The organism is Desulfovibrio desulfopostgatei (assembly GCF_053570645.1).
On sequence record NZ_JBRBQS010000002.1, the window covers coordinates 2,875,189 to 2,887,475 of the forward strand.

The 12,287-nt window shown below is 59.0% G+C and carries 9 protein-coding genes; 7 read left to right on the forward strand and 2 right to left on the reverse strand.

The window, feature by feature from the left end; genetic code table 11:
• Positions 1–139: 139 nt before the first annotated feature.
• Both typA and ACUZ9Q_RS12660 read right to left on the reverse strand, forming a co-directional pair.
• Positions 140–1,969, reverse strand: coding sequence for a translational GTPase TypA (gene typA, locus ACUZ9Q_RS12655; RefSeq protein ID WP_192112741.1), 1,830 nt, complete (start codon positions 1,967–1,969; stop codon positions 140–142).
• Between the two features lie 183 nt (positions 1,970–2,152).
• Entirely contained in the window at positions 2,153–3,064 is a 912-nt protein-coding gene (locus ACUZ9Q_RS12660) for a purine-nucleoside phosphorylase (RefSeq protein WP_449247994.1), read from the reverse strand.
• Between the two features lie 315 nt (positions 3,065–3,379).
• Between ACUZ9Q_RS12660 and ACUZ9Q_RS12665 the strand changes: the two genes are divergently transcribed.
• The 7 genes from ACUZ9Q_RS12665 to ACUZ9Q_RS12695 all read left to right on the forward strand — a co-directional run bounded on the left by ACUZ9Q_RS12665 (position 3,380) and on the right by ACUZ9Q_RS12695 (position 12,263).
• A complete protein-coding gene (locus tag ACUZ9Q_RS12665; RefSeq protein ID WP_022659771.1) occupies positions 3,380–4,834 on the forward strand; it encodes an ATP-binding protein in 1,455 nt (484 codons plus the stop codon).
• A gap of 200 nt (positions 4,835–5,034) precedes the next feature.
• The gene (locus ACUZ9Q_RS12670; protein WP_192112739.1) at positions 5,035–7,290 is read left to right on the forward strand and encodes an acetyl-CoA carboxylase carboxyl transferase subunit alpha/beta; all 2,256 of its coding nucleotides are present in this window, start codon (positions 5,035–5,037) and stop codon (positions 7,288–7,290) included.
• A 142-nt stretch (positions 7,291–7,432) separates the two neighbouring features.
• Positions 7,433–8,083, forward strand: coding sequence for a biotin attachment protein (locus ACUZ9Q_RS12675; RefSeq protein ID WP_192112738.1), 651 nt, complete (start codon positions 7,433–7,435; stop codon positions 8,081–8,083).
• 104 nt (positions 8,084–8,187) lie between these two features.
• Positions 8,188–8,526, forward strand: coding sequence for a hypothetical protein (locus ACUZ9Q_RS12680; protein ID WP_192112737.1), 339 nt, complete (start codon positions 8,188–8,190; stop codon positions 8,524–8,526).
• 34 nt (positions 8,527–8,560) lie between these two features.
• On the forward strand, positions 8,561–9,118 hold the full coding sequence (locus tag ACUZ9Q_RS12685; RefSeq protein WP_192112736.1) for a single-stranded DNA-binding protein: 558 nt from the start codon (positions 8,561–8,563) through the stop codon (positions 9,116–9,118).
• A 493-nt stretch (positions 9,119–9,611) separates the two neighbouring features.
• On the forward strand, positions 9,612–10,883 hold the full coding sequence (gene sat, locus ACUZ9Q_RS12690; protein WP_192112735.1) for a sulfate adenylyltransferase: 1,272 nt from the start codon (positions 9,612–9,614) through the stop codon (positions 10,881–10,883).
• Between the two features lie 402 nt (positions 10,884–11,285).
• A complete protein-coding gene (locus ACUZ9Q_RS12695) occupies positions 11,286–12,263 on the forward strand; it encodes a hypothetical protein (protein ID WP_192112734.1) in 978 nt (325 codons plus the stop codon).
• Positions 12,264–12,287: the final 24 nt, after the last annotated feature.

A 12,287-nucleotide genomic window follows, 5' to 3' on the forward strand; every position in this document is an offset into this window, starting at 1 on the left:
CATTCATGGCAGGGAACCCTGAGCCACCACAAAAAAATCAAACGGGCGGCGCAGATAACAACACCCCCGCAGGGCATGCCCTGCGGGGGTGAACTATCTGAAGAACGGCAAGGATACTGCCGCTCGCGGTGTTGATGCTTTAGCTGTTCTTGCGCTTGCCTGCGGTCTGGTAGCGCTTCATGGCCGAAAGTTCGGCCTTGCGCAAACGGATGGAAAGAGGCGTGACTTCCACCAGTTCATCTTCGCGCACAAAGTGCAGGGCGTGTTCAAGGGTCATTTTTTTCACCGGGGTGAGGGTGACATTTTCGTCCTTGCCCGAAGCGCGCAGGTTGGTGAGCTTCTTTTCCTTGGTGGGATTAACGTCGATGTCGTTATCGCGGTTGTGTTCGCCCACGATCATGCCCTCGTACACCGGGTCGCCGGGTTCCACAAACAGAACGCCGCGCGGCTCAAGGTTAAAGAGGGCGTAGGCCACGCCTGCGCCAGCGCGGTCGGCAACGATGGAACCCGTGTAACGTGTGGGGAAGTCGCCGCGCCATTCTTCGTAGCCTTCCACATAAGAGTTCATGATGCCGGTACCCTTGGTATCGGTAAGGAACTCGTCGCGGTAGCCGATAAGGCCGCGCGAAGGCACGCTGAATTCAAGGCGCACACGGCCCGTGCCGTTGTTGACGCAGTTGAGCATACGGCCCTTGCGCTGGGCCAGCTTGTCCGTCACCACGCCCATGAACACTTCGTCGCAGTCCACGTACAGGCGTTCGATGGGTTCGATAACCTTGCCGTTTTCGTCCTTGCGCAGAATAACTTCGGGGCGGCCAACGGAAAGTTCAAAACCTTCGCGGCGCATGGTTTCGATAAGAATAGCCATCTGAAATTCGCCACGGCCCTTGACCAGGAAGGCATCGCGGTCAGCGGTGTTTTCCACGCGCACGGCCACGTTACGCAGGGTCTCCTTGACCAGGCGGTCATAGATGGCGCGGCTCTGCACAATCTTGCCCTCGCGCCCGGCAAGGGGAGAGCTGTTGATGCCAAAGCGCATGGCCACGGTGGGTTCGTCCACGCGGATGCGGGGCATGGCGCGGGGGTTGTCGCGGGTGCAGATGGTATCGCCGATGGTCACATCTTCAATACCTGCCAGAACCACGATATCACCGGGCAGGGCCTTTTCCACTTCCACCACCTGCAATCCGTCATACACCTGAAGTTTGGTGGCGCGCAGGGGCTTGGGCTGACCATCCTCGCCAATGCAGGCCAGGGATTCCTTGGCGTAAACCGTGCCGTGCATGATGCGGCCCACGGCCAGACGGCCCAGATAGTCGGAATAGTCGAGGTCGGCCACCAGCATCTGGAAGGGCTGCTCAGGATCATAGCCGGGACCGGGAATGTATTTGACGATGGCATCAAACAGCGGCGAAAGATCCTTCTGCTCGTCATCAATATTGTTCATGGCCACGCCAGCGCGCCCAATGGCGTACAGCACGGGGAATTCAAGCTGGTGCTCGTTGGCATCCAGGTCGATGAACAGGTCGTAAATTTCGTTGAGCACTTCCTGGGGGCGGGCGTCCTTGCGGTCAATCTTGTTGATGACCACAACCACGGGCAGACCGGCCTCAAGGGTTTTGCGCAACACAAAACGCGTTTGCGGCAGCGGCCCTTCAGAAGAGTCCACCAGCAGGATCGCGCCGGTAGCCATGGAGAGCGAACGCTCCACTTCGCCGCCAAAGTCGGCGTGGCCAGGGGTGTCAATGATATTGATCTTGACCCCTTTCCAGTTGACGGCGCAGTTCTTGGCGGCAATGGTGATGCCGCGTTCGCGTTCCAGATCCATTTTGTCCATCACGCGGTCGTCAACCTGCTGGTCGGCGCGGAACACGCCGCCCTGCTTGAACAGACCGTCCACGAGGGTGGTCTTGCCGTGGTCAACGTGGGCGATAATGGCGACGTTACGAAGGGATTCATTGTGCTGCATGGCTTTGTGCCCTTAAAAAAACACTGGGTAGTGCGGTTTTGTTCCCCGCCGGGGAGAGATTCCGACTGGCAGCGAAGCTGCGCCAGTTCAGCGCCGGGTGCGGCCGACGCAGGCAGGGGGAAAAACCGGCAGTCGGTATTGTTTGTTCTTTAATGATGTCCGGGCCGCGCTTTTACGCACTTTTCAGAGTTTTGTCACCATAGCGCGGATGAGCCGACCCAGATTTTTGCCCGCCACAGCGGCCACTGCGAGGATTTCTTCCAAGGGGGCCGGGGTCATGCAGTCAGGTAAATTTTTATTGGTCAAACATGAAAGGCCAAGTACACGCATGCCCATATGACGTGCCGCAATGATCTCAAGTACAGTGCTCATGCCCACGGCATCTGCTCCCCACTGTCGATACATGCGTGTTTCTGCGGGCGTTTCCATTTCCGGCCCATGCACGCCAATGTATACGCCGCGCTCAAGCCGCAGGCCCATTTTTGCTGCGGTTTCCATGGCCATCGCCCGCAAATCCGCGTCCAGAGGCGCGCACATGTCGGGGAAGCGCGGCCCCCACTCCTCAGCGTTGATTCCGGTAAGGGGCGAATGCCCGGTATGGTTGATTATGTCGCTCATGCACATGATGCCGCCAGCATCGAACTGCGGGTTCAGGCCGCCCGCTGCATTGGTAATGACAAGCGTTTTTACGCCCATCAGCGCCATAACCCGCACCCCCATACAGACATCTGCCGGGGTACGCCCTTCATAGAGATGACAGCGCCCCTGCTGGATAAGCGCATAGCGCCCGATGGAGTCGTCCTCGCCGCATGCTCCGGCAAACCGCCCCCATACAAATGCGCCCGCATGCCCTTCCACGCTGGAGGCAGGAAAACCCGGCAAGTCGGTATAGGGAACAACAACGCGGTCTTGCAGCTTTTCTGCCAGGGCAGAAAGCCCCGTACCCAGCACAATGCCCACAGGTGCATCCGCATCGGGCGCGGCCTTGGGATCAAGCCTGCGCGCTCCCAAGGGCAAGGCCAGAGGCCCTTGCGCGGCCTGAATGGCGTCACGCAGTGCCGTTGCGGCGCGCTGGACATCCTGAAAATTTTGCATAGAATCCCCTCCTGAAAAATACGCTCAGTGGTCTGCTGTCAGGCCGCAATCCGCGCCGCGCGTTCCTTTGCCGCTGCGCGGCTTTTTGTGCCGGACAGCCCCTGCGCGAGTGGATTTTCGCGCCAAAAGCGGGTAAGAGGTGCGGATGCACAGTCTGTATAGCTCGCCAATCGACACCCCACAAGGGGGGAGCGGGCAACGAAACAGAACCGTAACACCCCGCGATGCAAATCCAAACTCCGGCACGCGCCCGCTCCGCCTCTTGGGCAATCGCGGCCTTGCCGGGCATAAACCAACACAAAAAAGCGCAATTCAATGAGGGAGACAGGCTTGGACAAAGCTCAGGACAGCATTCCCCTGCAAAAGCACAAAATTCTGGTGGCCAACCGTGGCGAGATAGCCATGCGCATCATGCGCGCCTGCCGCAAGCTTGGAGTGGCCTTTACCGCCATCTTCACGGCTGAGGACGCGGCATCGGGCCATGTGCGCCTGGCGCGCGAACAAGGCGGAGAAAAAAGCCTGTACCGCGTGTCGTCTTACCATGACGCCAACGAACTTATGGCCGTGGCTGATGAGGCGGGCTGCACAGCAGTTCACCCCGGCTACGGTTTTTTTGCCGAGGATTTTCGTTTTGCACGCCGCGTAACCAAACGCGACCGGAAACTTATCTTCATCGGCCCCTCGTGGAAAATCATTCGCGAGCTGGGCGACAAAATCAACACCAAACGACTGGCGCGCAGCCTGGGCGTACCCACCGTTCCCGGTTCCGACCGCCCCATCTATGACGAGATGGAAGCCGAACGCATCGCCAAGAGCGTGTTCGAATTTCAGGATCAGCAGGGCATCACGCGCCCGCTGGTGCTGGTCAAGGCTTCCGCTGGCGGCGGCGGCATGGGCATTGAGGAAGTGTACGACCCGGATCAGTTCCGCTCGGTCTATCGCCGCATCCGCAGCTACGCCCTGCGCCAGTTCAAGGATGAAGGCGTGCTCATCGAGCAGCGCATTACAGACTTCAACCATCTTGAAGTACAGGTTGTTTCTGACCGTTCGGGGCATAACCCCGTACACTTTGGCACCCGCAACTGCTCCATCCAGTCCACTGGCCGCCAGAAGCGCATTGAGGTCGCACCGGGCTTTGCGCCCGAAGAACTCAAATACACCTTCGATGCGGGCAAGGTGCTGCGCGATATTGTTGACTACTCCCTCACCATGGCCCGCAAGGTGGGCTACGACAACGTGGGAACCTGGGAATGGATTGTGACCCGCAAGGGCGAACCCTTCCTGATGGAAGTGAACACGCGCATTCAGGTGGAAAACGGCGTTTCGGCACGTATTTCAAAGGTGAACGGCAAGGGCGATGTGGACCTCATTGCCGAGCAGATCCGCATTGGCCTTGGCGAGCCTTTGGGCTACGGGCAGTCGGACATCACCTTTGAAGGTCTGGGCATTGAATACCGCCTGATCGCCGAAGATCCGGACAGCAACTTCACCCCCTGGGTGGGTCGCATTGAAAAATTTGCGTGGAAAGACCAGCCCTGGCTGACCATGCTTACCCATGTTCCGACAACCGAGCCTTACGAAATTCCCACAGAGTTTGACCCCAACCTGGCCCTTGCCATCATCTGGGGCAAAGACCTTGAGGAAGCCAAGGCCCGCGGCCTTGAATTTCTTGGGGATCTGCGGCTGGAGGGACACAATGCCTCGGGCGAGGAGCTGAAGTCCAACGTCAACTTCCTTGCGGCCAACACAGAGCGCATCTTGCGCTTCTGACGGGGACCAGCCCATGAGCACGGCACCGTCCACACATCAGGCGCAGGTTTCCGCAGACAGCGGAAGCTCCAGCGCTCTGGCCGGGGCGATAACTTTATGCCCCCAGTATGGACGCATGCTGGCAGACAAGCCATTGGCCGCCCGGAATTCCGGGGATTTCGCCTACCTAAAAAAACCAGTCTAGCTGGCCCCAATATACTATGGACAACAACATCGAAAAACGCATCCAGAGTCTGCGCGACAGACTTACCTATCTGGTGGACATATTCGCCGGCAAGCACAAGGACAACGCCGACCTGCTTGAAGAAAAGCTGACCGCCTTTACTGCGCGCGTCCGCTCCGGCAATGTGGAAGACCCCTATGCCGAACTTGCCACGGTAGAAGACCTTTTCAACTATGTGGAACGCCGCCTTGAGGGCAGCATCACGCCCATGGACAAGGTGCGCATTGTACGCCACTCCCAGCGTATCTGCCTGCGCGACATACTTGAAAACGTCTACGACAACTTTACCGAAGTGGGCGGCCAGGACGAGCACAGCCTCGACCCCAGCATGCTCATTGCCCGTGCGGTCATTACCCGCCGCCGCGGCAAAAAGGTATACACCCAGTCCGTCATGGTTATCGGGCAGGAAAAGGGCCACGGCGCGGAATTCCGCAACGGCGGCTCGGTCAAGCCCTGGGGCAACGCCAAGGCGCAGCAGTACATGCGCGTGGCCGAGACCGAAGGGATACCTGTTCACACCTACATATTCACGCCTGGCTCGTATCCCATTGAGGATTACCCCGGCGCGGCGCAGCAGATCGCCCGCAACATTTACAGCATGGCCGGCCTGCGCGTGCCCGTTATCGCCGTTATTTCCGAGGGCGGTTCCGGCGGTGCGGAAGCCATCGGCCTTGCCGACAAACGCCTGATGCTCTCGCACGGCTACTATTCGGTTATTTCGCCCGAAGGCGCCGCCGCCATTGAAGGCCGCATCAAGGCTGGCCAGCGCGCCACGACCGAGCTGATTGAAAGCTGCGCCAATAACCTCAAGATGACAGCGCAGGACAACCTCAAGTTCGGCTACATCGACCGCGTGGTGCAGGAGCCGCCTCTGGGCGCACGCCCCTGGCACTTCGACTTTTTCCGCAATCTGCGGCAGGAAGTGCTGCGCGCCACCGATGAGGTTGTGATCTCCACGCGTACCGTACCCGGCCTCAAGGGCCTGGCCCTGGCCCGCGTGCGCAAGCCCGATGCCAACCTGGACGAAATGTACACCCGCTGGGGGCTGACCTCTGCCGCCAAGGACAGGCTGCGCGAACGCCGCCAGCAAAAGTTCCTGCGGCTTTCGCGTCAGGCAGCGCGCGACAGGCGTCCTTTCTTTACCAAGATGGCCGTTGCCACCTGGGACTGGCTCACCAAGCCGTGGGTCAGCTTCAAATACGATTTCTACCGCAAGCACCAGATGCGTATCCGCACCTTTATGGAAGAAATCGACAACGAGTGGGAAGTGTTCAAGAGCCGCCTGCTGGCCCCCTGGCACAAGCTCACCCGCAAGCTGCCAAGCGCCAAGGCCGAAAGCAGCAAGGTCAAGGAACTGACCGCCCTGTCCACGTGGTCGGACGACGGCCGCCGCAGCCGGTGGAACTACATTTCACCGCGCTACAAGACAGACCGGGCCATCACCTGCCCCAACAGCGCCGCCTATGGCTGCCTTGACCTGTGGGGGCCTGACCTCTTTGCCGAATTCGCGGGCGTGTGCAGCCACTGCGGCTACCACTTTCCCATGGAGCCGGAATGGTATGTGAAGAACGTCTTTGACCTCGGCTCGGTCTTTGAATTCAATAGCGAGATTGAAGCGGGCAACCCCCTTGATTTCCCCAACTTCGGCGACCGCATTCTTGACGCGCAGAAGAAAACCGGAGCCAAGAGCGGTTGCATGACCTTTGAAGCGCGCATAGACAATACCAAGATGGTCGTGGCCATGCTCATGGGCACCTTCCGGGGCGGCTCCGTGGGCGCGGCGGAAGGCTACAAGTTTGTGGAAGCCGCCCAGCGCGCCGCCAAGAAGCGTTATCCCTTCCTGGCCTATGTGCACGGCACGGCGGGCATCCGCATTCAGGAAGGCACGCACGGCGTTATCCAGATGCCCCGCTGCACGGTTGCTGTGCGCCGCTACATCGAATCCGGCGGCCTGTACATGGTGCTGTACGACACCAATTCCTTTGCCGGGCCTGTGGCCAGCTTCCTCGGCTGCTCGCCCTACCAGTTCGCGGTGCGCTCGTCCAACATCGGCTTTGCCGGGCCGGGCGTTATCAAGGAAACCACGGGGATGGACATTCCGCCCAAGTATCACCGCTCGTACCGCGCCCTTTCGCGCGGGCACATTCAGGGCATATGGGACAGAAGGGAAGTGCGCGCCAACCTCAAGCAGGCCCTGCTGACCATTGGCGGCAGAAACCTGTATTACAGATAGCGCCCCCACTGCGTAGAAAAACAACAAGTATTCCGAGTGACGCGGCGGCCGGGAACAGTCCGGTCGCCATGCGCCGGAGGTTTGGGGGCAGCAGCCCCACCAGCCGGAGCGTCGCCAATATATAACGTTAACGGACCCAAGCATGATAAACATATCTGCACTGCTGGACGAAATAAAGGCTTCGCCCTACCGCGAAATAGTCATCAGCACGCCTCACACGGGCAAGGTGACCTTTGCTGGCATAAAACAGGGCGACAAAGTGGTAGGCCCGCAGGGCCAGTGGAAGGAAAAGCCCGGGACGCTCATTGCCACGCTTGAGCGCGAACGCAATCCCAAGTCCATCTGCGCCAACGAAAAAGGCGAGATCAGCCTTCTGCACACAGAACTTGAAGGCGCATTTGTGGAGGCTGGCACTCCCCTTGCCGTGGTGCGCCACATGCTCACCCGCGCAGAGGTGGAACGCATCCTGCTCAAAAAAGCCCTGCATCTTTTTGTTGCGCCCGAGCGGGCCAAGTACTACTTCACACCAGAGGTGGACAAAAAAATCCGCGCGGCTGATTCACAGTCGGTGGCCGTGCGCGAAGGCATGGAACTGCTCATCATGTCGCGCATGAAGCGCGAGGTGCCGCTGGTCTATACGGGGCCTGCGGGCGTTATCTATGCCGTCTACTTCACCTATAACGAGAACATCGACGCCGGAGCGCCCCTCATTGGCGTATGCCCGCAGGATCAGCTTCCCGCCATTCAGGAAGTCATCATGCGTGTGCAGACCGAATGGACTGAAAAAGACTAGGCTCTCCTGCCAGCACAGGCCGTTGGCCCTGCGCACGCTGCCGCAAGCAGCGAGCCGGGGCGCGGCAAACTCGCATATGGGCGGCCCGCCGCCAAGGAGCACCTATGGGCAATGCACTGCAAATCCGCGTGAGCGCCGTCACCTGGAACGAAGACCTGCTGGAAAAACTCTGGCCCAAACTTACAGAGCTGGCTTTCAGCGTTCCCATCAAGCACGAAAAGCACGGAGTGCTTGAAATGGTGCGCGCGCTGGATGAAGGATTGCAGTTTTTGCCCTGGTCGCCAGCCCGCCGCAAGGCCCTTGGCCCCGGCATTCTTGAAGCCGCAAGGCTCAAGGCCGAACTGGAAGCGGCCCTTGCCGAATGGCAGCCGCGCGAAGCCAACAAATTGAGCGACGCCATTGAAGACGTGCTGGATCAGCTCGAAAAGGCGTTTGTAGCCTGAGTCTGAAACTCGAATACCACCTTGGAGCATCACCATGCTGAATAAAGTAATGATTATTGGCCGTCTGGGCCGCGACCCCGAGCTGCGGTACACCCAGAGCGGTTCGCCCGTTGCCACCCTGAATGTCGCCACCGATGAATCCTACACCGACCGTGACGGCAACAAGGTGGATCGCACTGAATGGCACCGCGTTTCTGTTTTTCAGCGTCAGGCGGAAAACTGCGCCAACTTTCTTGCCAAGGGCAGCCTGATCTACGTGGAAGGCAGCCTGCAAACCCGCAAATGGCAGGATCAGCAGGGCCAGGATCGCTATACCACAGAAATCAAGGCCCAGCGCGTGCAGTTTCTTGACCGCAAGGGCGGCGATGCCCCCCGCGAAGGCGGCGGTGGCCGTGGCTTTGAAGACGACTACGGCGCGCCCGCTGCCTCTGCGGCTCCGCGCGGCAATGCCCCTCGCGGCGGCCAGGGTGCGCAGGGCGGACGCGGCGGTAATGCCCCCCAGGGTGGCAGCCGCAAGCCTCAGCCCATGGACGACGATCTCGGCCCGGCCTTTCCTTCCGAAGCCTCCAACATGGACGATGTGCCTTTCTAGGGGCTGATTCCCTCTCCGAGTAATAACCGCAAGGCGTGGATGCTGCATCCACGCCTTTTTTGTTGATTCAGGTTTGCCACAGGTCTCGGCATCGAGGTTGAGAAAAATTTCCCCCAGTCAGCAAATTTCTATCCAGGCAAACAGTCTTTCGCCGTATTTCGCTGCCCGCAAGCAATCACGCCAGTTCGCGCAACATAGCCTAGCAAAAGACTTTGCGAAAAAAAGCGCACTTTCACATGTTTTTTCGGGTTCAGGCACATTTTTATTGTGAATCCCCCTTCTCTTTTTGCGCGATTCAGCGTATAGGTATCAGTGAATTTTCCGTATTACCCGCAGTGGCTGTGGTTTTTTTGGCGAGTAGTCAGGAAAAGTTTTAAGAGGTAGTTGACTTTTTGTTAGATTATTCACAAGATGCGAACTGAACGCTGCCCTTCCGCATGGCGACGCGGCCACGGAAGGATGCCCACATAACTAAAACACGGAGGATTTCGCAATGTCCAAGCTGGTAGCTCCTCATGGCGGTAAGGGTCTGGTCTGTTGCCTTCTGGAAGGTAAGGCCTTGGATGACGAGAAGAAAAAAGCCGCAGGCCTGAAGCAGATCGAGATTTCTTCCCGCGCCAAGGGCGACCTGATCATGATGGGCATTGGCGGTTTCTCGCCTCTGAACGGCTTCATGAACAAGGCCAACTGGAAGAGCGTCTGCGAAAAGATGACCCTTTCTGACGGCACCTTCTGGCCCGTGCCCGTTACCCTTGATGTTCCCGCTGCTGACGCCAAGGCCCTCAAGGTCGGCGAAGAAGTGGCCCTGGTTCGCAAAGGCGAAATCATGGCTACCATGAAGGTCGAAGAAGTCTATGAAATGACCGAAGCCGACAAGAAGTGGGAATGCGAACTGGTGTTCAAGGGCACTGGCCCTGACTCCGAAAAGTTCTGGGAAGTGGCCCCCAACGACCACCCCGGCGTGAAGATGGTTCTGGCTCAGAACGAATTCAACGTTGCCGGTACCGTTAAGGTTCTTTCGCAGGGCGAATTCCCCGAAAAGTTCCCCGGCGTGTACATGACCCCTGCTCAGCTGCGCGCCAAGATGGACGAACGCGGCTGGCAGAAGGTTGCCGCTCTTCAGCTGCGCAACCCCATGCACCGCTCGCATGAATACCTGGCCAAGATCGGCGTGGAAGTTTGCGACGGCGTGGTTATCCACTCCCTCGTGGGCTCCCTGAAGCCCGGCGACATCCCCGCCGAAGTGCGCGTGAAGTGCATCGACACCCTGGTTGACAAGTACTTCGTGAAAGACTTCGTCATTCAGGCTGGCTACCCCCTGGACATGCGTTATGCCGGTCCCCGCGAAGCCCTGCTGCACGCCACCTTCCGCCAGAACTACGGCATCAACAACCTGCTGGTTGGCCGCGACCACGCTGGCGTGGGCGACTTCTACGGCATGTTTGAAGCCCAGGAAATCTTCCGCAAGATCCCTGTGCCCGCCGAAACCGGCAAGCGTCTGCTCTGCGAACCGCTGAACATTGACTGGACCTTCTACTGCAAAAAGTGCGACGGCATGGCCAGCATGCGCACCTGCCCCCACACCAAGGAAGATCGCGTCATCCTGTCCGGCACCAAGCTGCGCAAGATGCTTTCCGAAGGCGCGGAAGTGCCGGATCACTTTGGCCGCGCTGAAGTGCTCGTCATCCTGCGCGAATACTATGCCAGCCTGACCGAAAAAGTTGAAATCAAGATGCAGCGTGCGGCCTCCGGCTCCACCATGTAAGCTTGACCGCAGCAACACAACGCGAGAGGACGCCCGAAAGGGCGTCCTTTTGTTTTCGCTGCATCCCCAATGCGCCCAGCAGTTATGCCCCCATGCAGTCAGAGATGCTCAACTGGGCATATTGCCAGCCCTTGCCGCATGCGGACTGGGATAACTGTGCGCGACATACTTCTGCCACATCCCCTGTAATATAGTTTTGCACTGCGCCGTGTTGCCGCACACCACCATGTAACAGAGATGGTGCCGCGCTTTACGAAAAAGCAAAAACAGCCTATAACCTGAAACGAGTTGCATGAGATCGCGGCTACAGCCCGATGTTTCGGCGGGCCTAATGATGGTCAGTACCGGGCCTGTCGCGCAATTGCTGCACCAGCCGAAAAGCTATTACATCCACAGGTACCTATGAACCGAACCCATCAAATATTTCCCGGCATTCTGAGCATGGCCGTTCTGGCTGCGGCCTTCTGCATCTGGAGCGCCTTTGGCAACGAAGTGAACCTGTGCGTAACTTCGGGCTGCGCCCTGTTTCAGGATACGTCCATTGCGGGCATATCGCTTTGGTGGGCTGGCGGGGTCATGTTTACGCTGCTTGCCGCAGCAGCCTTGATGGGTGCGGCCCAATTGGGCCTGATTCTGGCGGGTCTGGCCCTTCTGGGCGATATCTGCCTCCTGCTGCTCATGGCGGTCACGGCCCCTTGCGTGAGCTGCCTTATTGTGGCCTGCTTTTTTGCCATGATCTACGCTGGCTTTCGGCAGGCGGCGCAGCGCAGCCGCTCCGGCCTTCCGGCGGACAAGCCGGGCCGTTCGCTTCTGCTGGTTCTCTGGGGTCTGCTGGTTATCGTCAACGCCGGTACCGCCCTGCGCACCCAGGCGGACGTGTGGGCCATCACGGACAACAGCAACGAAGCCAGCGTGCGCATGTTCTTTTCTCCCTCCTGCCCCAGTTGTCAGGAAGGCATCGCCCTTCTCTCCGGCCATGTGGATGTGGCCTTCTACCCTCTGGCAGAAAATGAAGCCGACATTCATACAGTTGCGCGCATGCTGCGCCTCATGGATAACGGCGCAAGCCTTTCTGAAGCCCTGACCAAGGCAAAAGACATTGCCGCGCCAACGGGCATGGCCGCCACCGCGCCAGATATGCTGTTGCTGCGCCTGCGCATGTTGCGCAACAAGGCCCATGTGTTCATGGCCGGTTCGCAGACTGTTCCCTTTTTTGAATACCACGGCTTGCCCGCCATGCTGAAAAAGAATACCAAGCAGCAGGCAAGCCAGGCTTCTTTGCCGCAAGTTCCTACTCCCCCCCCGGCAGCAGGCAGTGCAGATTTGCCGCTTGACCCGCAAGTGGCTGGTCAGTGTTCTGGCACAACGCCCTGCCCCTAGGCAAAGTTGGCTCCAGTTCTTTTT